A 22,204-nucleotide genomic window follows, 5' to 3' on the forward strand; every position below is an offset into this window, starting at 1 on the left:
CGAACACCACCCAACCCCTGTAGGAGCGAGGCTTGCCCGCGAAGAGGCCGGCACATTCAACATTGATGTTGGCTGTCCCGACGCCTTCGCGGGCAAGCCTCGCTCCTACAGGGTATTCTGGCGACTCTGAATACGGACGCTTTTTTCCATGCTGGTGATTTCCAACAACGTGCATCTGCCGGATGCCGAAATCGAGTTGACCGCTATTCGTGCCCAGGGTGCGGGTGGGCAGAACGTCAACAAGGTCTCCAGTGCGATGCACCTGCGCTTTGACATTGCGGCTTCGTCGTTGCCTGAGTTCTACAAGGAACGGCTGCTGGCGCTGCGCGACAGTCGCATCACCAGCGACGGCGTGTTGATCATCAAGGCCCAGCAATACCGCACGCAGGAAGCCAATCGCGCGGATGCGCTGGAGCGGCTGGTGGAGTTGATCCTCAGCGCCACCAAGGTCGAAAAGAAGCGCCGCCCGACCAAGCCGACCCTCGGTTCGAAGAAGCGTCGGCTGGAGTCCAAGACCAAGCGCGGCAGCATCAAGGCCGGGCGGGGCAAGGTGGATTTCTAAGCGGCGTCGCGCGCTTCACGGTGCTTTGGCGCCTGCCGGTACAAGTAGACGCTCAAGGCCAGACCGCTGAGTGCGGCGAGGGCGGCGAACAGGAAGATCGATGCAAAGCCGAATCCCGCCGCAATCGCCCCGGCCAGTGGCCCGGTAATCCCCAGCGACAAATCGATAAACAATGAATAGGCCCCGACCGCCGCGCCACGGCTGGAGGCCGGCACGAGGTTGACCGCTTCCACGCCCAGCGCCGGGAACACCAGCGAGAAGCCAAAACCGCTCAATGCCGCACCGGCCAGTGCCCAATGCGCATCCGGCGCCAGCCACAGCAGCAACAACCCCAAGGTTTCCACCGACAGGCAGGCAATCGCCACGCGAAAGCCGCCAAGACGGTTGATCAGGTTGCCGAACAGCAGCCGCGCACCAATGAAGCTGGCGCCGAACAGGCTCAGGCAGAGCACCGCGTTCGACCAATGCTGCGTGGCGTAATACAGAGTGATGAAGGTGGCGATGGTGCCGAAACCAATCGAGCCCAGCGCCAGGCCGCAGCCGTGCGGCAACACCCGACCCAGCACGTGCATGAACGGCAGGCGTTCACCGACCACAATCGGTGCGGCGGTTTTCGGCCAGGCCAGCGCCAGACCCAGCACGGCCAGCAGCACGATGCTCACGCCCATGCTCCACAAACCCATTTGATCGACCAGCAGCACTCCCAGCGGCGCACCGATGGCGATGGCGCCGTAACTGGCGATGCCGTTCCAGGAAATAACTTTGGCGGTGTTCGCCGCGCCGACCCGGCCGATACCCCAGCCGATCGAACCCGAACCCACCAGGCTTTCCGCGCTGCCGAGCACCAGTCGGCCGATCAGCAAGCTGATCAGGCTGAGCATCGGCAGGCTTTGGGTCCAGGCCGAAATCAGCATGAACACGCCACTCAAACCGCAACCGGCGAGGCCGTACATCACCGCCAGTTTGCTGCCCTTGTTGTCGATGATGCGCCCGGCGTAAGGCCGGCTGAGCAGGGTGGCCAGGTATTGCACGCTGATCACCAGCCCGGCGATCACCGCGCCGAAACCCAGGTCGCTGTGGACGTAGCCCGGCAATACGGCGAGGGGAATGCCGATGTTGAGGTAGCCGATGAAGGTGAACAGGACGATGGAAACGACTTGCAGCGTGACCGCCAGGGGGCGCTGGTTTTCTGACATGGGTAAAAGTCCACGGGGCAGCAGGATAGATAGGCTGCTTATGATAGCGGCGCGAGGGGCGGGCGGTCGTGGAAAAGTAAAACTATTTGCCGGACGGGGACGAATCAGGATTTGGCGGGGGCGACCAGTTGGGTCGTGACCAGAGCGGCGAGGGCGTTTTCTTCGCTGCCGAAACGGGCCAGCAGGGCGGCTTGTTTTTCCGGGGAAAGGCGATTCCAGATGTCGATCATTTTCTCGGCGGTGCCGATCAGAACGCTGGCCTGCTGCTCTTCATTAAAAGTCGAACTAAAATCATCGGTCATGGCGGGGTGCTCGGGGTTCAGGCGGTGTGGAAAGCGCATGTTAGCGCTTTCCACACGGTCTGGCATTGCAGGTGTTTCAGTCTTCGCTGTCAGCCTTTCGACTGTCAGTGGCTTCTTTCGGCTCAGGCTGTTGGGCACTGGCTTGTTGCGGGGGTGTCTGCTCAGTTTCGTGCAGGCTTGGGAAGGGGAGATTAGGGATCTCGTGCATGTTCGCGCTCCTCGCAAAGTCTGTTGATAGATCTGGTAGATCCGCGCTTTTAAAAAGCTTGGGCAGGATACAGCAGGACAAATGACAAATAGACTTTTATATCCATTTGTTTCGACGGATGGGATTGTCTAGACAGGTCAGTAGCAATTACGCATGACAACTGTGGGAGCGAGCTTGCTCGCGATAGCGGTGCCACATTCAAACTCAATGTGACTGAAAAATCGCTATCGCGAGCAAGCTCGCTCCCACAGGGAATTAGCTATGCCAGAGGGTTATTTGCAGACTTCAGCAATCGCCTCGGCCAGCAGCGCCAGGCGCGTCGCGTCAATCCCTGCCACGTTGGCCCGGCCGGAGTTGACCATGTACACGCTGTGATGATCGCGCAGCTGTTTAACCTGCTCCGCCGTCAGCCCGGTGTAGGAGAACATCCCGCGTTGCACGCCGATGTGCGCAAAGCGCTCGCGCAAGCCGTGCGGTTCAAGGGCGTCGAGCAGACCGCTGCGCAGTTGCGCGATACGCAAACGCATGGCTTCCACTTCGTCGGCCCAGAGGCTTTTCAGCTCCGGGTCGCCGAGGATGGTCGCGACCACGGCCGCGCCGTGATCTGGCGGCGTCGACCACAGGTTGCGAGCGATGTTGGCCAGTTGACTGCGGATATCCACCAACTTCTCGGCGGTTTTCGCGCAAACAATCAGCGCACCGGTACGGTCGCGGTACAGGCCGAAGTTCTTCGAGCAGGAGCTGGTAATCAGCACTTCCGGCAACGCGTCGACGAACAACCGAGTGGACCAGGCATCCTGTTCCAGTCCATCGCCGAAGCCTTGGTAAGCGAAGTCGATCAGCGGCAGCAGGTCGCGGCGGCGCACTACATCGAGCACCCGGCGCCAATCGTCATGGGACAAATCGAAACCGGTCGGGTTGTGGCAGCAGGCGTGCAGCAACACCACATCGCCCTTGGGCGCTTCGTTGAGCACCGCGAGCATCGCGTCAACGTCGAGACGGTTGTCGCTGCCCACATACGGGTAGTGACTGACCTTGACCCCGGCCGTGGCGAAAATCGTTTCGTGAATCGGCCAGGTCGGGTTGCTCAACCACACGCCACGGCCCGGCAGCATTTGTGCGATGAAATCCGCGCTCAAACGCAGCGCGCCAGTGCCGCCCGGCGTCTGGGTGACGCCGGCACGTTGCTCGGCGATCAGCGCCGAATCGGCACCGAGCACCAGCTCGTTCATGACTTTGCCAAACGCTGGCTCGCCGTGACCACCGATGTAGGTCTTGGTGGTCTGGCGATCCACCAGGCGCGCCTCGGCGAGTTTCACCGATTGCGGAATCGGCGTCAGGCCCTGGGAGTCTTTATAGACACCCACGCCAAGGTCGAATTTGCGCGGGTTGGGGTCCTGCGCATAGGCCTCCATCAGGCCGAGAATCGGGTCGCCGGGTACTCGGCCGATGGCGTCGAAATGCATTATTTGCGGCCCTCGGCGTCCTTGGCCACGTCATCAGTGCGCGCGGCCATGATGAAGTCGTTGCGGTGCAGGCCCTTGATGGAGTGGCTCCACCAGGTCACGGTGACTTTGCCCCACTCGGTCAGCAGGCCCGGGTGGTGACCTTCGGCCTCGGAGATTTCACCGACCGCGTTGGTGAATGCCAGGGCGTGCTTGAAATTCTTGAACAGGAAAACCTTTTCCAGCTGCATCACACTGTCGCGAACTTCGATGTTCCAGTCAGGGATCTGCTTGATCAGTACCGGCAACTCTTCGTCGCTGACCTGAGGGGCGCCGGCTTGGCAGGCTTCGCAGTGGGCTTGGTTCAAAGCGGACATGGTCTGTTTCCTGTATCGAGTTTTTATATGGGCTATATCGGCCGTCAATGCCAACACGCTAAACCAAAGCCGCGTCGACTGACAGGCTCACTTGTCAGTAAAAGTCGCGGTTCACGCGGCCTTGGGTTTGGGCGGAAACTTCGGTGCGTGCAAGCCTAGCTGCATGCCTTGCTTGACCATGGCCATGATGTCTTCATGGGCTACGTCGAACAGGCGCTTGAGGTTGGGCAGCACGAAGTACAGCGGCTGCAGGATGTCGATGCGATACGGCGTGCGCATGCATTCCAGCGGATCGAAGGCTTGATGCTCCGGCTCGTCCGACATGCAGTAAACAGTTTCTTTAGGCGAGGACAGGATGCCGCCGCCGTAGATGCGCAGGCCCTCTGGGGTATCGACCATGCCGAACTCGATGGTCATCCAGTACAGGCGCGCCAAGTACACGCGTTCTTCCTTGGTGGCCTGTAGGCCGAGTTTGCCGTAGGTGTGGGTAAATTCAGCAAACCACGGGTTGGTCAGCAGCGGGCAGTGACCAAAGATCTCGTGGAAAATGTCCGGCTCTTGCAGGTAATCCAGCTCTTCGCGGGTGCGGATAAACGTCGCCACCGGAAACTGTTTGTTGGCGAGCAATTCGAAAAAGGTCTGGAAGGGGATCAGCGCCGGAACCCGGGCCACTTGCCAACCGGTGGTTTCACCGAGGACTTTGTTGATCTCACCCAGTTGCGGAATGCGGTCGTGGGGCAGACCGAGTTTTTCGATACCGTCCAGGTATTCCTGGCACGCACGCCCTTCGATCACTTTCAGTTGGCGAGTGATCAGCGTGTTCCACACCGCGTGTTCTTCGGCGGGGTAGTCGATAAAACCTTGCGCATCGGGCTCGCGAGCCACGTATTGCGTCTGCTTCATGCTGCTCTCCTGCTAGGGGGAAGTCGTTCTTGTTATGTACAGCTATGGACTTAGAGATACCCCAAGGCGTGCGGTGATGCAGCAGGTGGTTCGGGTCGCGTGTAGGAGAAATCCGTATTTTTCGTAAAGTTTTCGTTACGGATTGGTGGTCGTGGCGCAGGTATTGAGTTTTCCGGGTTTGAAAAGCGCTCCGGGTGTCACATAATCTTGACGACTATCTGAGTGTCCTCGCAGAAAAATACCCCCGAGGACACCGCAATCCCCTTGTGGGAGCGGGCTTGCTCGCGAAAGCGGTCTGTCTGACACATTGATGGTGGATGTGCTGGCGCCTTCGCGAGCAAGCTCGCTCCCACAGGGGTTGCGCTTGGCACAAACTCAAACTCACCGCTTTTTCAGGCCTTTTATATGCGTATCAAAGTCCACTGCCAAAACCGCATCGGCATCCTGCGCGACATTCTCAACCTGCTGGTGGAATACGGGATCAACGTCGCGCGCGGCGAGGTCGGCGGTGAGCATGGCAACGCGATCTACCTGCACTGCCCGAACCTGATCAATATCCAGTTCCAGGCTCTGCGTCCGAAGTTCGAGGCGATTGGCGGGGTATTCGGCGTCAAGCGTGTAGGGCTGATGCCCAGCGAGCGTCGGCACATGGAGCTCAACGCGTTGCTCGGCGCACTGGAGTTCCCGGTGTTGTCTATCGACATGGGCGGCTCGATCGTCGCGGCCAACCGCGCGGCGGCGCAGTTGCTCGGGGTGCGGGTCGACGAGGTGCCGGGGATTCCCTTGTCCCGTTACGCCGAGGATTTCGATTTGCCGGAACTGGTGCGCGCCAACAAGTCGCGGATCAACGGGCTGCGGGTGAAGGTCAAGGGTGACGTGTTTCTCGCCGACATCGCCCCGCTGCAATCGGAGCACGACGACAGCGAGGCCATGGCCGGCGCGGTGTTGACGTTGCACCGGGCGGATCGGGTCGGCGAGCGCATCTACAACGTGCGCAAACAAGAGCTGCGCGGTTTCGACAGCATCTTCCAGAGTTCGAAAGTCATGGCAGCGGTGGTGCGCGAGGCCCGGCGCATGGCGCCGCTGGATGCGCCGCTATTGATAGAAGGCGAAACCGGCACCGGCAAAGAACTGCTGGCGCGGGCCTGTCACCTGGCGAGTCCGCGTGGCCAGTCACCGCTGATGGCGCTTAACTGTGCCGGTCTGCCGGAATCCATGGCCGAGACCGAGTTGTTCGGTTATGGCCCCGGTGCCTTCGAAGGGGCGCGGGCCGAAGGCAAGCTCGGGCTACTGGAATTGACGGCCGGCGGTACGCTGTTTCTCGATGGCGTTGGGGAAATGAGCCCGCGCTTGCAGGTGAAATTGCTGCGCTTCTTGCAGGACGGTTGCTTCCGTCGTGTAGGCAGTGATGAGGAGGTTTACCTGGATGTGCGGGTGATCTGCGCGACGCAGGTGGACCTGTCTGAGTTGTGCGCCCGCGGCGAATTTCGCCAGGATTTGTATCACCGCTTGAACGTGCTGTCGTTGCACATCCCGCCGCTGCGCGAATGCCTCGACGGTTTGACGCCACTGGTGGAGCACTTCCTCGATCAGGCCAGTCGGCAGATCGGTTGCCCGCTGCCGAAACTGGCACCGGCGGCCATGGAGCGGCTCAGTCATTACCACTGGCCGGGCAATGTCCGGCAGTTGGAAAACGTGTTGTTCCAGGCGGTTTCGTTGTGCGAGGGCGGGACCGTCAAGGCCGAGCACATTCGTTTGCCGGACTACGGCGTGCGTCAGCCGCTTGGCGATTTCTCGCTGGAAGGCGGGCTGGATGCGATTGTCGGGCGCTTCGAGAAAGCGGTGCTGGAGCGGTTGTATTCAGAGCATCCGAGCAGTCGGCAGTTGGGCAAGCGGTTGGGGGTTTCGCATACGACCATTGCCAACAAGTTGCGCGAGTATGAAGTCGGCAAAGAGCCCGGCGCTTAGCGCTTTGTAGCAGCTGTCGAGCACCGCGAGGCAGCGTTCGGCGACGAAGTCGTCGTAAACCCTGGGCACGCGATCGACATGACACACCGCTCGGTCTGATTTCACGACGACTTTGTCGCCGAACGCAGCCTCGCGTTGCTCGACAGCTGCTACGGGGTTCGTGAGGCTGAGCCTTGCCACCAAACGGCATAACACCGCCGGTTTTTCGACTTCGACACAATCCCCTCATCCCCTCTAAACCCCTCAAGTCCTTTGTTTGCCGGGCCCCGGGCCGTCAGAAAAAAGTTGGTCTGCAAATTGCTTAAGGCTCATCAGTACAGCAGTGGGCGGCAAACGTCCGGCATGCAGAGGATTGAGTGTGGATAAGTACCTTTATGTGGCAATGACCGGCGCCAGCCAGAATGCACTGGCGCAGAAGGCTCACGCGAACAACCTGGCGAACATCTCCACCAACGGTTTTCAAAAGGACCTGGAACAGGCCCGTTCGATGCCGGTGTTTGGTGACAGCTTTCCGGCGCGTGCCTTTGCCATGAGTGAACGTCCGGCCACCGACTTCTCGCCAGGTTCGATGGTGGAAACCGGTCGTGACCTCGACGTGGCCGTCACCGGCAACGGCTGGATCGCGGTGCAGAGCCCCGATGGCAGCGAAAGCTACGTGCGCACCGGCAGCCTGAACATTGACGCCCTCGGCGTGCTGCGTGCCGGCAACGGTATGCCGGTGATGGGCAATGGCGGGCCGATTGCCGTGCCGCCCGAGCAGAAAATCGAAGTGGGCGAAGACGGCACCATCAGCATTCGTTCGATGGGTGAAGGCCCGCGCGTGATGGCCGAAATCGACCGCATCAAACTGGTCAACCCAGACCTGAAGAACATGACCAAAGGCCTGGATGGTTCGATCCACACCAAGGACGGCAAACCGGCGCAAGCCGATGCAGGCGTCAAGCTGGTGTCCGGGTTCCTGGAGTCGAGCAACGTCAACGCCGTGGAAGAAATGACCTCGGTGCTGGCCTTGTCGAAGCAGTTCGAGCTGCACATCAAGATGATGAACACCGCCAAAGACGATGACCAGGCCATGGCTCGGGTCTTGCAGATCAGCTAATTACCAGAACGTCGCGCCGTAAAACAGGCGCACGAGGAGAATCGAAATGCTTCCGGCTCTATGGGTTGCCAAAACAGGTCTGTCCGCCCAGGACACTAACCTGACCACCATTTCCAACAACCTGGCGAACGTATCGACCACGGGTTTCAAACGTGATCGCGCCGAGTTCCAGGACTTGCTGTACCAGATCAAACGCCAGCCTGGCGCCCAGTCGACCCAGGACAGCGAACTGCCGTCCGGTCTGCAATTGGGTACCGGTGTGCGCATCGTCGGCACCCAGAAAAACTTCTCGGCCGGCAGCCTGCAAACCACCGAGCAGCCGCTGGATTTGGCGGTTGACGGTCGCGGTTTCTTCCAGATTCTGCAACCGGATGGCACCACGTCCTACACCCGTGACGGCACCTTCCACCTCGACTCCAACGGCCAGATCGTGAACGCCAGCGGTTTCGCCCTGGAACCAGCGATTGTCATCCCGAACAACGCCCAGACCTTCACGGTCGGTACTGACGGCACGGTGTCCATCACTGTTCCTGGCAACCCGGCCTCCCAAGTGATCGGCAACCTGCAAACCGCCGACTTCATCAACCCGGCCGGCCTGCAAGCCGTGGGTAACAACCTGTTCCTGGAAACTGCTGCCAGTGGCGCGCCGCAAGTCGGCACCCCGGGCCTGAACGGTTTCGGTACCACGCTGCAGAACACCCTGGAAGGTTCCAACGTCAGCACCGTTGAAGAGATGGTCAACATGATCACCACTCAGCGCGCCTACGAGATGAACTCCAAGGTGATCTCCACCGCCGACCAGATGCTCTCGTTCGTAACGCAGAATCTGTAATCAAGTCTATGGGGCGGCCATCGGTCGCCAGCAACACCGTGAGGTAGGGTCATGAATCGCTTTGTATCTGTTCTGGCACTGAGTGGGGTAGTCGCACTCGCGGGCTGCGTCGCGCCGACGCCCAAGCCCAATGACCCGTATTACGCCCCGGTGTTGCCGCGCACGCCGTTGCCGGCTGCCGCCAACAATGGCTCGATCTACCAGGCCGGTTTCGAACAGAACCTGTACAGCGACCGCAAGGCGTTCCGGGTCGGTGACATCATCACCATCACCCTGAACGAAAGGACTCAGGCCAGCAAAGGCGCCAACTCGCAGATCGACAAGACCAGCAAGACCAATATCGGTCTGACGTCGTTGTTCGGTGGCGGCCTGAGTACCAATGATCCAGTCGGCAGTGGCAGCCTGAGTCTCGACGCAGGCTACAGCGGCGACCGTGCCACCAACGGCGCCAGCAAGTCCGGCCAGAGCAACAGCCTGACCGGCTCGATCACCGTGACCGTCGCCGACGTCTTGCCCAACGGCATCATTGCCGTGCGCGGCGAGAAGTGGATGACCCTCAACTCGGGCGATGAGCTGGTGCGGATTGCTGGCCTGGTGCGCGCCGATGACATCGCCACCGATAACACCGTGTCGTCGACCCGCGTCGCCGATGCACGTATCACCTATTCGGGCACCGGTGCGTTTGCCGATGCGAGTCAGCCAGGCTGGTTCGACCGTTTCTTCCTCAGCCCGCTGTTCCCTTTCTAGGTGGCTACGTTGAACTTCAGAAGTCTCATGGTCGCTGCCTTGTTGATGTCCGCAGCCTTCACCGCTCAAGCCGAGCGGTTGAAAGACATCGCCAGCATTTCCGGCGTGCGGACCAACCAATTGATCGGTTACGGCCTGGTGGTCGGGCTTAACGGCACCGGCGACCAGACGACCCAGACCCCGTTCACCCTGCAGACCTTCAACAACATGCTCTCGCAGTTCGGCATCAAGGTGCCGCCGGGTTCGGGCAACGTGCAGCTGAAGAACGTTGCGGCGGTCTCGATCAGTGCCGATTTGCCGGCGTTTGCCAAGCCGGGTCAGCAGGTCGACATCACCGTGTCGTCGATCGGTAACTCCAAGAGCCTGCGCGGCGGCACCTTGCTTCTGACGCCACTTAAAGGTATCGACGGCAACGTCTACGCCATCGCCCAGGGCAACCTGGTGGTCGGCGGTTTCGATGCTGAAGGTCGTGACGGTTCGAAGATCACTGTCAACGTTCCGTCGGCCGGTCGTATCCCTGGCGGTGCGTCGGTCGAGCGTTCGGTGCCGAGCGGTTTCAACCAGGGCAACAGCCTGACCTTGAACCTCAACCGTTCCGACTTCACCACCGCCAAGCGCGTGGTCGACAAGATCAACGACCTGCTCGGTCCTGGTGTTGCCCAAGCTATAGACGGCGGTTCGATCCGCGTCACCGCGCCACTCGATCCGAGCCAGCGTGTCGATTACCTGTCGATCCTCGAAAACCTTGAAGTCGATCCGGGTCAGGCGGTGGCGAAAGTCATCATCAACTCGCGCACCGGCACCATCGTGATCGGCCAGAACGTGAAAGTGTCCCCGGCCGCCGTGACCCACGGCAGCCTGACCGTGACCATCACCGAAGACCCGATCGTCAGCCAGCCCGGCCCTCTGTCCAATGGGCAGACGGCGGTCGTGCCGCGCTCGCGGGTCAACGCCCAGCAAGAAGCCAAGCCAATGTTCAAGTTCGGTCCGGGCACCACCCTCGACGAAATCGTTCGTGCGGTGAACCAGGTCGGCGCGGCGCCAGGTGACTTGATGGCCATCCTTGAAGCATTGAAACAGGCCGGCGCGCTGCAAGCCGACCTGATCGTGATCTGAGGACCGCACCCATGGACATGCGCAAGAGCGGCACGCTCAGCACCAGCGACTCGGGTTCTTACTCCGACCTCAATCGTCTGAACCAGCTCAAGATCGGCGACAAGAACAGCGACGCGAACATGCGCAAAGTAGCGCAGGAATTCGAATCGCTGTTCCTCGGTGAAATGCTCAAGTCCATGCGCTCGGCCACCGACGAGCTGGGCAAGGACAATCCGCTCAACACGCCGGCTGCCAAGCAATACCAGGAAATGTCCGACCAGCAGATGGCCGTGTCCATGTCTCGTGAAGGCGGCGGTATTGGCCTGGCGGACGTGTTGATGCGTCAGATGTCGAAGAACAAACCGCTGGCTCCGGGTGAGGCGGCGGCGAATTCCGCCGCCAAGCAGGAAGCAGCGAAAGCCAAGGTTGAAGCCGTTACGACGCCGGTAGCCGCCGGTACCATCGCCACGAACGGTCCGTTGTCGCGCCTTAACGGTGAGCGTCCGTTGTGGGCTTCGCGTGGGGTCAAGGCGCCGACAGCGACGGCCGCTCACAGCAATGACGTGGCGCTGCTCAACCAGCGGCGCTTGGCCTTGCCGCCGAAACTGGCCGATCGTTTGCTCGCCGGTCTGGTGCCGTCCACCGCGACCAGCACCACGACCGCTGCCACCTCCCTGAAAAACCTGTTGCCTGAGCGCGCCACCGCTACGGCAACCGGTGCCGGTCCGTTGTACAACGGCGACTGGCTGCCGTCGCCAACGTCATCGGCGTCGAGCGGGCAGATGCAGGTTTACGGCCGTGCGATGGCGCAGATTCCTCTCGCACCGGCCAAGAAAGCGTTCAGTTCCTCCGACGAATTCGTCAACACCATGCTGCCGATGGCCAAGGAAGCTGCCGACCGTATTGGCGTCGATCCGCGTTACCTGGTGGCCCAGGCCGCGCTCGAAACCGGTTGGGGCAAATCGGTCATGCGCGCTCAGGATGGCAGCAGCAGCCACAACCTGTTCGGCATCAAGACCGGCAGCAGTTGGAAGGGCGATTCGGCGCGGGCGATCACCAGCGAATTCAGGGATGGCGCGATGGTCAAGGAGACGGCCGAGTTCCGTTCCTACGCCTCTTACAAGGACAGCTTCCATGACCTTGTGACGTTGCTGCAATCCAATAATCGCTATCAAGATGTCGTGAAGTCGGCCGATAACCCAGAACAGTTTGTGCGTGAGTTGCAAAAGGCCGGTTATGCAACCGACCCGAACTACGCCAGCAAGATTTCGCAGATAGCCAAGCAGATGACGAGTTACCAAAACTACGCTGCGGCGGGCGCTACCACCACGCCTTTATAGGCACAAGGCATAAGGTCTGAACCATGAGTTTGCTCAATATCGGGATGTCGGGTCTGGCGGCTAGCCAATCCTCCCTGGCTGTCACAGGCAACAACATTGCCAACGTCGACACCGCCGGTTATTCACGTCAGCAAACCGTGCAGGGCACCAAGGCCTCGCAGCAGTACGGGAACGTCTTCATCGGCACCGGTACGACCCTGGCGGATGTGCGCCGGGTGTACAACTCTTACCTCGATTCGCAATTGCGCACGGCCACTTCGCTGAACAGCGAAGCCGCCTCGTACCTGGACCAGGCCACGCCACTCGACGCCTCGCTGTCCGACACCAACACCGGCCTGACCGGCGTGTTGCAGAAATTCTTCACTTCGATGCAGGGCGTCTCGACCTCGGCGACCGACGATACCTCGCGCCAGTCGGTACTGACCGGCGCCCAGGCGTTGAGCGCGCGTTTCAACAGCATCGCCAAACAGTTGAATGACCAGAACACCACCATCAATGGCAGCCTGGCTGACATGGCGGCCCAGGTGAATAAACTGGCGACCTCGATTGCCAACCTGAACCAGAAGATCGGCGAAATCTCCACCAGCGGTGGCCAGCCGAACGACCTGCTCGACACCCGTAACGAAGCCGTGCGCCAACTCTCCGAGATGGTCGGTGCGCAAGTCGTCGAGCGCGGCACCAGCTATGACATCTACGTCGGCAGCGGCCAGCCATTGGTGATGGGCAACACCACCAACACACTGGAAACCGTACCGAGCAAGGATGATCCGTCGCGCATGGCGCTGCAGATGAACCGTGGCTCCAGCACCATTGACATCACGTCGGTGGTCAGCGGCGGCGAAATCGGTGGTCTGCTCAGTTACCGCAAAGAAGTGCTGGATCCGTCGCTCAATGAGCTGGGGCGTGTGGCCCTGGTCGTGGCTGACCAGATCAACAGTCAGCAAGCGCAAGGCATCGACAAGAACGGCGAGTTCGGCGCGGCGATCTTCAACAACATCAACAGCGCCGCGCTGATCAGTCAGCGCAGCATCGGCAATGCGAGCAACAGCGCCGGTTCCGGTAACCTGAATGTCACCATCAAGGACACCGGCAAGCTGACCACCAGCGATTATCAGGTGACCTTCACCAGCGCCACGGACTACAGCGTCAAGCGTTCCGACGGCACCGACATGGGCACCTTCAGCACCACGACCACGCCGCCACCGGTGATCGACGGTTTCAGCCTGTCGCTGAACGGCGGTGCGCTGAGCGCTGGCGACAGCTTCAAGGTGACCCCGACTCGCGGCGCCGCAGCAAGCATCCAGACCGTCCTGACCGACCCGAAAAAAATCGCAGCGGCCGCGCCGTTGACCGGTGTGGCCAGCTCCAAGGCGACCGGCACCTACACCCAGCCGGCGCTCAGCAGCACCATTGATATCTACAACTCGGCGAACCAGGCCGAGATGCAGACCGCGCTCAAGTACTCGACGCCGGTCAAGATCACCTTTGGTGCCCCAAGCGGTGGCAGCCAGACTTACACCATGACCGACGCCAAGGGCACCTCAATAGGCAGCGGCACCATCGTTCCGGGCCAGGACAACACCCTGAGCCTGAAAGTACCGATGGTCGATGCCAGCGGCAATCCGATCACCGACGGCGGTACGCCGGCGGTGCAGAAGACTTTCACTGTGCAGACCACCGTGGGTGGTTCGCCAGGCACTGGCGAGAGCTTCTCCATGTCGCTGACCGGCGCGGCGTCCTCGGACAACCGCAATGCCCAGGCATTGGTCGGCCTGCAAACCAAGCAGACCGTGGACACCGGTTCGGCGAGCAAGGGCATCAGCCTGACCGACGCCTACAACACACTGGTGACCAACGTCGGCAGCAAGGCCGCACAGGGCAAGTCCGACAGTGCCGCCACCACCGCGATCCTGACCCAGGCCAAGGGCGCCCGTGATTCGCTGTCCGGGGTCGACCTGGATGAAGAAACCGGCAACCTGGTCAAATACCAGCAGTACTACACCGCCTCTTCGCAGATCATCAAGGCTGCGCAGGAAACTTTCAGCACGCTGATCAACAGCCTTTAAGGAGTCGTAATTCATGCGCATTTCCACCGCCCAGTATTACGAGACAACCGCTGCCAACTATCAGCGCAACTTCAACAAGGCGATCGCGACCAGCAACGAAGCCAGCAGCCTGACCCGCGTCAACACGGCTTCCGACGATCCGATCGGTGCCGGTCGTTTGCTGCAACTGGGTCAGCAGAGCGCGATGCTGGATCAGTACAACGCCAACATCAGTTCGACCAAGAGTTCGCTGAGCCTGCAAGAGACCACGCTGGATTCCATCGGCACTGCCTTGCAGCGCGCCAAGGAAATCGGCCTCAGCGCCAACAACGGCATTACCACCGACGATGACCGCAAGGCCTTTGCGGCAGAATTGGGCCAGATCCAGCAACAAGTGCTGGGCCTGATGAACTCCAAGAATTCCTCCGGCAATTATCTGTTCTCCGGTTCGAAAACCGACACCCCGCCGTACACGCAGAATTCCGACGGCACCTACAGCTACAACGGTGACCAGACCCATATCGACCTGGGCATCGGCGACGGCTTGACCGTGGCCAGCAACACCACGGGTTGGGACGCGTTCCAGCAGACCATCAACACCAGTCGTACCCAGGCGGCCATGACCGCTCCGGCGGTGGATGATGGTCGCGTGGTCCTGTCCAACGGCCAGGTGACCAACAGCGCCACCTACGACTCCAAGTTCGCCAGCGGCCAGCCGTACACGGTCACCTTCCTGAGCAGCACCCAGTTGAAGATCACCGACGGGCTGGGCAACGACGTCACGACCGAGGCCAGCCAGAACGGCGCGTTCAGCAATAGCAACGGCGCCAACCAGGTGGTCAACTTCCGTGGTGTCGACCTGAACCTGAACATCAACCTCAAGTCGGGTGATGTGGCGGACACGGTCATCGCCGGCCATACCTTCCAGTTGACGGCCAACCCGGACACCATCGGTGCCGTGCGCAGCGCCGGCAACGCGTCCACTGCGGTCGTCACCGGTTCCTCGGTGACCAACCCGACGGCCTACAACGCGGCGTTCCCGTCGGGTGGGGCGATCCTCAAGTTCACCAGCGCTACCGCGTTCGATTTGTACGCGGCGCCAGTGACGGCCGACAGCCGTCCGGTATCGTCGGGTGCTGTGGTGGCGGGTCCTCCGGCTACCGCCACCGCGGCAGGCGTGACCTTCACGCTGGGCGGCGGCACACCGGGCGCCGGCGATCAGTTCGCCGTGCAGGCCAATGATCACCAGACCCAGAACGTGCTCGATACCCTGGGCAAGATGATCACCGCACTGAACTCGCCAATCGACGGCAACACCGTGGCCAAGCAGCAATTTCAGGCAGCCATGGATTCGGGCCTGGCCAACCTGGACAGCGCCACTGACCAGTTGGGCTCGGCCGTTACGTCCATTGGTGCGCGCGGTCAGTCGCTGGACGATCAGTCCACGACCAACCAGAGCCTGAGCCTGGCGAACACCGCTACCCAAGGCTCGATTCGTGACTCCGATCCTGCTGAAGTGATGACTCGCCTGACCCTGCAACAGACCATGCTGCAAGCCGCGCAACTGGCGTTCAGCAAGATCACGTCGCTGGGTCTGTTCAACAAGATCTGACGGTGGTCGGGCGCTCAGGCGCCCGGTCACTGCTGCCCCTCTGATATCTACTGTCTTTTTCCGCGGTTCAAAGGGCTCGCTTTACTGGGCGAGCTCACGCCGCCTGCGAGTCCGCCGTGAATTCACTCCCTCTAGTCAGCCTCGTCATTCCTGCCTTCAATCCGCGCTTTTTCAGTCGTGCGTTGCACAGTGCCGTGACTCAGGGTTATGGCAATCTCGAGATCATTGTGTGCGACGACAGTCGTGGCAGTGAGATCGAGGAGGCGGTCATCGCGATCTCCGGGCAATCCGGCGTTGCCGTGCGCTATGTGCGCAATCCGCGCACGCTCGGGATGGTGGGCAACTTGCAGGCCTGCCTGGAAGAAGCCCAGGGCGAGTTCATCAAGTTTTTGTGTGATGACGATCACCTGTTCACCGCCTGCATCGAGCAGCAGGCCCATGAACTGATGGCGCGTGACGAAGTGAGTCTGGTGCTGGCCCAGCGTTTGTTCTGGGACGCCGATGACATGCTGCTGCCTTCGCGCCTGGAAAACACGTCGCTCTCGCCAGTAAGCGGCCTGTTCAAGGGCGACGACCTGCTGGCAATTTTTGAGAATTTCCCGGTCAACATCCTTGGTGGTTTCAGCAATGCACTGTTCCGTCGGGCGGACGTGCTGGAGTTGTTGCCAGCGCTGTCCCAGGCGGGCCACTGCTTTGTGGCGACCCTGGATTTTGCCTTGTACGTGTGCCTGTTGCGGCGCGGTAATCTGGTGATGTCCAACAACGTGCTCAGTGTCGAGCGCCTGTACCCGGAGCGCTTGAGCGCCCAGCAGGCGATGAAGGACGCCGTAGAGGTTGAGCGTGAATGGGTTTTGCAGATGCTCAAGGCGCGCAGTGGCGAGTCTGCGCCGGCACCGGGTTGGGTTCGTTATCTGCCGTTGACCCGGACCGAAGAATCGCCCCGGGTCTGGGAAGAACTGCCTTTGAGCCGAACCCTGGGCACCAAACAAAGTGCCCAGGAATGGCTTGTCGGCATCGCCAGCACCAGTTTTGCCGAACTCTACGCGCAGTGGCTGGCGTGCCGTGTCCTCAATGACGGTCAACGGTTGCTATTGCCGGACACCATCGCCGGTTGGACCCACACCCCGAAAATCGTGCCGGTCATCATCGATGAACTCGGCAGCCGATCAGCCCTGGACCTGACCCTGCAGTCGCTTGCCGCGCAGGATTACGCGCCCGAGCTGACACTGGTGTTGTCCGCGTCGTGCACCGACGCTGCGCTGGATGAACGGGTTTTCCGTTTGCCATTGCAAGAGGACTGGCTGGCGCAGGTCAATGAACTGTTGCCTCAGTTGCAAGGTGCCGACTGGTTTTACCTGTTGCGTGCCGGTGATCGCCTGGTGGCGCCGGCCTTGCTGGCCATGGCGGAGCGAATTGTCCTGTCGCCGACCCTGGCGTGCCTGTACAGCGACGAAGGCAGTTTGCGTCAGGGGGAGTCGGCCGAGCCGGCCTTCAAACCCGACTTCAACCTCGACCTGATGCGCAGCTACCCTTACGTCGGGCGAGCCCTGGCATTCAAGCGCGAACGTTTCCTGGCCCTGGGCGGTTTCGACTCGGTGCACGGGGAACTGGCGCCGCACGATGTGCTCTGGCGCATGGTCGAGGATGAAGGCACCCAGGTGATCGGACATATCGCCGAGGTGTTGCTGGAGTCGACGTTCGATCTGGGCAAGTGGCTGGCTCATGCTGACGTGGTGGATAACAGCCCGTTGTTGCTGGACGCGCATTTGCAACGCCTGGGCGTGGACTATGAGAACCGCAGCGCCAGCGGCGAATTGATCAACCGTGTCGACTATCAGCACACGGTCCGGCCGCTGGTGTCGATCATCATCGTCAGCAAGGACCAGACCGTCGCTTTGCAGCGTTGCGTTGAAAGCCTGCTGGAAAAAACCGCCTACGCCGATTACGAATTGCTGTTGGTCGATAATGGCAGCGAAAGTGCCGAGGCGCGGGCCTGGCTGGCCGGCATGGCAGGGCTGGGCAGCGAGCGGATTCGCGTGCTGGCGTACCCACAGCAAGGCAATGCCGCGGCCGTGTGCAACTTTGCGGTGAAGCAGGCCGCCGGCGATTACGTCCTGATGCTTAACCCTTACACGGTGATCACTCAGGGCGATTGGCTGGATGAACTGCTCAATCACGCCCAGCGTCCGGAAGTCGGCGTGGTGGGTGCCAAGCTGTTCAACCCGGACGGGCGGGTGCTGCACGCGGGTTTGATTCTCGGTTTGCAAGGGCCGGCCGGCGTGCCGTTTTACGGCGAGTCCCTTCAAGCGGCGGGCTACATGTTCCGGTTGCAGGTCGCGCACAACCTGAGTGCCGTTGGCGGTGATTGCCTGATGGTGCGCAAGGCCGTGTTCGACGCAGTCGGTGGCCTGGATGAAACGCACCTGGCCCAGTCCCTCAATGAAGCCGACCTGTGTTTGCGGATCGGCCAGGACGGTTATCTGGTGGTGTGGACGCCGTATGCCCGGTTGGCGCTGGGTGCACGCCCGGTCGTGCTGCCGCAGGAAGGCGAACCGGCGCTGCGCAGCCAGGAACAGGAAGTGTTCTACAAACGTTGGCTGCCGATCATCGCCCGTGACCCGGCCTACAACATCAACCTGTCATTGCAGGGGCTGGGCGGTTCGAGCTTCAGCCTTGAGCCAGGTTTGCGTACCGGTTGGAGTCCGTTCTCCAAAGCGCAGCTGCCGAAGATCCTCGCCGTTCCGATCAACGCCTCCGCGATTGGCCATTACCGCGTAACGCAGCCGATGATCGAGTTGGAAGCTGCGGGCCGGGCTGAGGGGCGCATTCACTACAACATGCCCTCGATGATTGAAATCGAGCGCCAGACACCTGACGTGATCATCCTGCAGGGGCGCTACTCCGAAGGCACGATCAACGAAATCGTACCGCTGCAAACCTACTCCAATGCCCGACGGATCTACGAGCTGGATGACTATGTCATCAACGTTCCGCATCGCAACGCGCATATCCGCAATATGCCGAACAAGGAGGAGATGGAGCGCCTGGTGCGGCGTGCCATCGGTATGTGCGACCGCGTAGTGGTCTCCACCGAAGCGCTGGGTAATGCGCTGTCGGATATGCACCAGGACATTCGCGTGGTGCCGAACATGCTGTCCAGGCATCTGTGGAACGACATGCGCAGCCAGCGCCGCACCTCGAAAAAACCTCGGGTCGGCTGGGGCGGCGGTACCAGTCACCACGGTGACCTGGCGGTGATTGCCGATGTGGTCCGTGAGTTAGCCAATGAAGTCGACTGGGTATTCTTCGGCATGTGCCCGGATGATCTGCGCCCCTACATGCATGAGTTCCACGGGGTGATCGGGCTGGATGTCTACCCGGCCAAACTCGCCAGCCTGAACCTCGACCTGGCGTTGGCGCCCCTCGAATTCCACATCTTCAACGACTGCAAGAGCAACCTGCGCCTGCTGGAGTACGGAGCTTGCGGCTATCCGGTGATCTGCACCGACACCGAGGCCTATCGCGGGTATTTGCCGTGTACCCGGATCAAGACCAACAGCACCGATGAATGGCTGCAAGCCATCCGTATGCACTTGGCTGACCCGGACGCGAGCTACCGCTTGGGCGATCAATTGCGCGAAGTGGTGCTGCGCGACTACGTGTTGCGCGGCGACAACCTGCGTTACTGGGAGAACGGTTGGTTGGCGGACTGATTGTTTCACCTGGCTCTCGAAAAGAAGGCGACCTTGGGTCGCCTTTTTTTTCGTCCGCAGGTTCAAGCTTGAAGCGTCAGTGGTCGATAGTTGCCCAAGGATTTCGTTTTTTCTCACCAAGGCAAGGAAGAAGACATGGCAGTTATGAATGGAACAAACGGCACGGATACGCTGATCGGTACGAATGAGGATGACGTGATCAAGGGACTGCGCGGCGATGACGTCCTGATCGGCGGCGCTGGCGCGGACACGCTCGACGGTGGCGCCGGGTTCGACACGGCGGATTACTCCTGGTCCTCCGCCGGGATCAGCATCGACCTGCGCAGCGGCGTCAGCCAGCCCGGGACCGGCGGCGATGCCGAAGGCGACACGCTGAAGAATATCGAGAAGGTCATTGGCAGTGATTATGATGACACCTTCACCACCACGTTGGGCAGCCGGACCCTTGAAGGCGGGCGCGGCAACGACACCTACATCGTCAATGCCGGCGGCGGCAAAATCATTGAAGAGAGTGGTTGGGGTGGCGGTTATGACGATCAGGTGCTGACCAATCAGGCCCACTACCGGTTGGACGAGAACATCGAACGCCTGACCTATACCGGCACCGGTAAATTCACCGGTTACGGCAACGCCAGCGATAACGTGATCACCGGCGGGGCGGGCAACGATGTGCTGCTGGGTGGTGGCGGGGCTGACCACTTGATCGGCGGCGCAGGGTGGGACACCGCGAGCTACACCGACAGCGCCGAGGGTCTGACCCTGGACATTAATCTGAAGTACGGTAATAACAGCTCCGGAATCGCCGCCGGCGATACCTTCACCGATATCGAAGCCATTCGCGGCTCCAACCACGATGACGTGTTTTTGGGCGGAGCAGCGTTCAAGTCAGTGGACGGCGCCGACGGTTTTGACACGGTGGATTACTCGATGTCGGAGGCTGGGATCACCCTCGATATCCGCAATGGTACGGGTAAGCCGGGCATTGGCGGCGATGCTGAAGGCGTTACGCTGAAAAACATCGAACACGTCGTTGGCACCATCTGGGATGACGTCTACGTTATCAACTCTCGCGGTATTACGATCTCCGAGCGCAACATTCCTGTGGGCAACGACGAGATCCGTACCAGCCTGGCTTCCTACACCATGGACGCCAACATTGAGTCGCTGACCTACACCGGGAAGGGCTCGTTCACCGGTTACGGTAATGTCGGCAACAACACTATTACCGGCGGTTCCGGTAACGATGTGCTGGTGGGCGGGGAGGGCGCGGACCACTTGATCGGCGGTGCGGGCCTGGACACTGCGAGCTATGCCGACAGCACGGAGGGTGTAACGGTTGACCTGGCATCCGGGCAACTGAACACAGGCGTGGCGGTGGGTGATACCTACACTAGCATCGAGCTAATTCGTGGCTCGAATTACGACGATTTTTTCCGGGCGAATGACTTGCCGGTCGGCATCGATGGCGGGGCCGGTTTCGATACCGTGGATTACTCCTTGTCCAATGGTGCGGTGAACATTGACATCCGCGAAGGTGTTGGTAAGCCTGGCAGTGGTAACGACGCTGAAGGCGACACCCTGGTCAATGTGGAAAAGGTCATCGGTTCGCTCGGTGCCGACACCTTCACCAGCTCCGTCGGCGGCGTGACGTTTGAAGGTGGCTGGGGCGACGACATCTACAACATCAGTGCCGAGGGAGTGACAATCATCGAGCAGGATTTCCCCGTCGGCAACGATGAGGTGCGCACCAGCCTGGCGGTGAAGACCCTGGAATCATTCATCGAGAACCTGACGTACACCGGCACCGGTGACTTCACGGGTCACGGTAATGATTCGATGAACACTCTCCGCGGCGGCGCGGGTAACGACCTGCTGTTTGGCGGTGCTGGCGCAGACCTTTTCATCGGTGGTGAAGGTGTGGATACCGTCAGTTATGGCGACAGCAATGTGGGGGTCAGCATCGATCAGCAGACGTTGCAGTATTCGGGTATCGCTGACGGTGACCAGTATTGGGATATTGAGATCCTGCGAGGCAGTCACTTCAACGACACGCTGACCGGTAGAAACATCGAAAGTAATTACTTTGAAGGCGGTCTGGGCGATGACGTCATCCACGGTGGTTGGGTCGCCGATCACCTCTATGGCGGTTTTGGACCCGCGAGCGGTCCTTCCACCGAAGTCGATACCGGCAGCGTTCCCCAGGCCGACATGTTGTACGGCGGCGACGGCGACGACGTGATTGTCACCGCGGTCAATGATCGGGGCAGCTTCGCCTATGGCGAATATGGCAATGACACCATCACAGTCACCAGCGGCACGGCCGATGGTGGGGAAAGCGAAGATGTGTTGACGGGCATTGGCCACGATTACGTGTTGTTGGGCGGCAATGGCTTCGACCAACTGATCATGAACGCCGGCGGCTTTGCCAATGGCGGGGAGAATGACGACACCTACATCGTCAACACCAGCAACCTGGTGACGATCAGGGAAGACGGCCAGGGCTATTTCACCAATGACACCTTGATCCTGAACAACGTCGCCACCGCCGCCGACCTGAATGTCACGCGGGTGGGCGATGATCTTTACCTCAGCAACACCAACCCTGCGTCCGGAGCAGTTCCGGATAACGGCGTGAAGCTGCAGGATTGGTTCGCCGGTTTCGCCACCATCGAGCACATCCAGACCGCTGACGGCCAGGCGTTCAATTTGCCAACCAGCGCTGATGCTTTCGCCATGTTCGGCTAACAACCTGATCTAAAC

The 22,204-nt window shown here is 60.6% G+C and carries 16 protein-coding genes; 11 read left to right on the plus strand and 5 right to left on the minus strand.

The window, feature by feature from the left end; translation table 11 throughout:
* Positions 1-148: 148 nt before the first annotated feature.
* On the plus strand, positions 149-562 hold the full coding sequence (gene arfB / locus ACIOYV_RS22725; protein ID WP_090181465.1) for an alternative ribosome rescue aminoacyl-tRNA hydrolase ArfB: 414 nt from the start codon (positions 149-151) through the stop codon (positions 560-562).
* On the opposite strand, the gene ACIOYV_RS22730 is transcribed toward arfB, so the two are convergent.
* From ACIOYV_RS22730 to phhA, 5 genes are all read right to left on the minus strand, one after another.
* Positions 559-1,758 carry an MFS transporter gene (locus tag ACIOYV_RS22730; RefSeq protein ID WP_265044082.1) on the minus strand — a complete coding sequence of 400 codons (1,200 nt, stop codon included), beginning with the start codon at positions 1,756-1,758 and terminating at the stop codon, positions 559-561. The two genes, arfB and ACIOYV_RS22730, sit on opposite strands and share 4 nt — an antisense overlap.
* Positions 1,759-1,862: 104 nt before the next feature.
* Complete coding sequence (locus ACIOYV_RS22735; RefSeq protein WP_401327208.1) at positions 1,863-2,099, minus strand: hypothetical protein; 237 nt, start codon at positions 2,097-2,099, stop codon at positions 1,863-1,865.
* A 441-nt stretch (positions 2,100-2,540) separates the two neighbouring features.
* Complete coding sequence (locus ACIOYV_RS22740) at positions 2,541-3,734, minus strand: amino acid aminotransferase (RefSeq protein ID WP_054049246.1); 1,194 nt, start codon at positions 3,732-3,734, stop codon at positions 2,541-2,543.
* Positions 3,734-4,090 (minus strand): 4a-hydroxytetrahydrobiopterin dehydratase, encoded by a 357-nt coding sequence (locus ACIOYV_RS22745; protein WP_054049248.1) that lies wholly within the window; start codon positions 4,088-4,090, stop codon positions 3,734-3,736. The genes ACIOYV_RS22740 and ACIOYV_RS22745 overlap by 1 nt, the downstream gene beginning before the upstream one ends.
* A gap of 111 nt (positions 4,091-4,201) precedes the next feature.
* Positions 4,202-4,993, minus strand: coding sequence for a phenylalanine 4-monooxygenase (phhA, locus tag ACIOYV_RS22750; protein ID WP_054049250.1), 792 nt, complete (start codon positions 4,991-4,993; stop codon positions 4,202-4,204).
* A 405-nt stretch (positions 4,994-5,398) separates the two neighbouring features.
* Between phhA and ACIOYV_RS22755 the strand changes: the two genes are divergently transcribed.
* The 10 genes from ACIOYV_RS22755 to ACIOYV_RS22800 all read left to right on the plus strand — a co-directional run bounded on the left by ACIOYV_RS22755 (position 5,399) and on the right by ACIOYV_RS22800 (position 22,189).
* The gene (locus tag ACIOYV_RS22755; RefSeq protein ID WP_401327213.1) at positions 5,399-6,961 is read left to right on the plus strand and encodes a sigma-54-dependent transcriptional regulator; all 1,563 of its coding nucleotides are present in this window, start codon (positions 5,399-5,401) and stop codon (positions 6,959-6,961) included.
* Between the two features lie 358 nt (positions 6,962-7,319).
* On the plus strand, positions 7,320-8,060 hold the full coding sequence (locus ACIOYV_RS22760; protein ID WP_054615772.1) for a flagellar basal body rod protein FlgF: 741 nt from the start codon (positions 7,320-7,322) through the stop codon (positions 8,058-8,060).
* A 46-nt stretch (positions 8,061-8,106) separates the two neighbouring features.
* A complete protein-coding gene (flgG, locus tag ACIOYV_RS22765) occupies positions 8,107-8,892 on the plus strand; it encodes a flagellar basal-body rod protein FlgG (protein ID WP_054049256.1) in 786 nt (261 codons plus the stop codon).
* A 51-nt stretch (positions 8,893-8,943) separates the two neighbouring features.
* Complete coding sequence (gene flgH / locus ACIOYV_RS22770) at positions 8,944-9,639, plus strand: flagellar basal body L-ring protein FlgH (RefSeq protein ID WP_163909043.1); 696 nt, start codon at positions 8,944-8,946, stop codon at positions 9,637-9,639.
* A 27-nt stretch (positions 9,640-9,666) separates the two neighbouring features.
* Positions 9,667-10,755, plus strand: a complete 1,089-nt coding sequence (locus tag ACIOYV_RS22775; protein ID WP_163909044.1) for a flagellar basal body P-ring protein FlgI — start codon at positions 9,667-9,669, stop codon at positions 10,753-10,755.
* A gap of 11 nt (positions 10,756-10,766) precedes the next feature.
* Positions 10,767-12,074 carry a flagellar assembly peptidoglycan hydrolase FlgJ gene (gene flgJ, locus ACIOYV_RS22780; RefSeq protein ID WP_401327218.1) on the plus strand — a complete coding sequence of 436 codons (1,308 nt, stop codon included), beginning with the start codon at positions 10,767-10,769 and terminating at the stop codon, positions 12,072-12,074.
* A 23-nt stretch (positions 12,075-12,097) separates the two neighbouring features.
* On the plus strand, positions 12,098-14,140 hold the full coding sequence (gene flgK / locus ACIOYV_RS22785) for a flagellar hook-associated protein FlgK (RefSeq protein WP_401327221.1): 2,043 nt from the start codon (positions 12,098-12,100) through the stop codon (positions 14,138-14,140).
* 13 nt (positions 14,141-14,153) lie between these two features.
* Positions 14,154-15,731, plus strand: coding sequence for a flagellar hook-associated protein 3 (locus ACIOYV_RS22790; RefSeq protein ID WP_401327224.1), 1,578 nt, complete (start codon positions 14,154-14,156; stop codon positions 15,729-15,731).
* A 116-nt stretch (positions 15,732-15,847) separates the two neighbouring features.
* Positions 15,848-19,444 (plus strand): glycosyltransferase, encoded by a 3,597-nt coding sequence (locus ACIOYV_RS22795; protein WP_401327227.1) that lies wholly within the window; start codon positions 15,848-15,850, stop codon positions 19,442-19,444.
* 135 nt (positions 19,445-19,579) lie between these two features.
* Complete coding sequence (locus ACIOYV_RS22800) at positions 19,580-22,189, plus strand: calcium-binding protein (RefSeq protein ID WP_401327229.1); 2,610 nt, start codon at positions 19,580-19,582, stop codon at positions 22,187-22,189.
* Positions 22,190-22,204 lie beyond the last annotated feature (15 nt).

It is taken from the genome of Pseudomonas sp. NPDC087342, from assembly GCF_044744265.1.
Lineage (GTDB): Bacteria > Pseudomonadota > Gammaproteobacteria > Pseudomonadales > Pseudomonadaceae > Aquipseudomonas > Aquipseudomonas nunensis.

Coding starts and splice junctions, on each gene's coding strand:
- arfB (WP_090181465.1), top strand. CDS start 149: ATGCTGGTGATTTCCAACAACGTGCATCTGCCGGATGCCGAAATCGAG.
- ACIOYV_RS22730 (WP_265044082.1), bottom strand. CDS start 1,758: ATGTCAGAAAACCAGCGCCCCCTGGCGGTCACGCTGCAAGTCGTTTCC.
- ACIOYV_RS22735 (WP_401327208.1), bottom strand. CDS start 2,099: ATGCGCTTTCCACACCGCCTGAACCCCGAGCACCCCGCCATGACCGAT.
- ACIOYV_RS22740 (WP_054049246.1), bottom strand. CDS start 3,734: ATGCATTTCGACGCCATCGGCCGAGTACCCGGCGACCCGATTCTCGGC.
- ACIOYV_RS22745 (WP_054049248.1), bottom strand. CDS start 4,090: ATGTCCGCTTTGAACCAAGCCCACTGCGAAGCCTGCCAAGCCGGCGCC.
- phhA (WP_054049250.1), bottom strand. CDS start 4,993: ATGAAGCAGACGCAATACGTGGCTCGCGAGCCCGATGCGCAAGGTTTT.
- ACIOYV_RS22755 (WP_401327213.1), top strand. CDS start 5,399: ATGCGTATCAAAGTCCACTGCCAAAACCGCATCGGCATCCTGCGCGAC.
- flgG (WP_054049256.1), top strand. CDS start 8,107: ATGCTTCCGGCTCTATGGGTTGCCAAAACAGGTCTGTCCGCCCAGGAC.
- flgH (WP_163909043.1), top strand. CDS start 8,944: ATGAATCGCTTTGTATCTGTTCTGGCACTGAGTGGGGTAGTCGCACTC.
- ACIOYV_RS22775 (WP_163909044.1), top strand. CDS start 9,667: ATGGTCGCTGCCTTGTTGATGTCCGCAGCCTTCACCGCTCAAGCCGAG.
- flgJ (WP_401327218.1), top strand. CDS start 10,767: ATGGACATGCGCAAGAGCGGCACGCTCAGCACCAGCGACTCGGGTTCT.
- flgK (WP_401327221.1), top strand. CDS start 12,098: ATGAGTTTGCTCAATATCGGGATGTCGGGTCTGGCGGCTAGCCAATCC.
- ACIOYV_RS22790 (WP_401327224.1), top strand. CDS start 14,154: ATGCGCATTTCCACCGCCCAGTATTACGAGACAACCGCTGCCAACTAT.
- ACIOYV_RS22800 (WP_401327229.1), top strand. CDS start 19,580: ATGGCAGTTATGAATGGAACAAACGGCACGGATACGCTGATCGGTACG.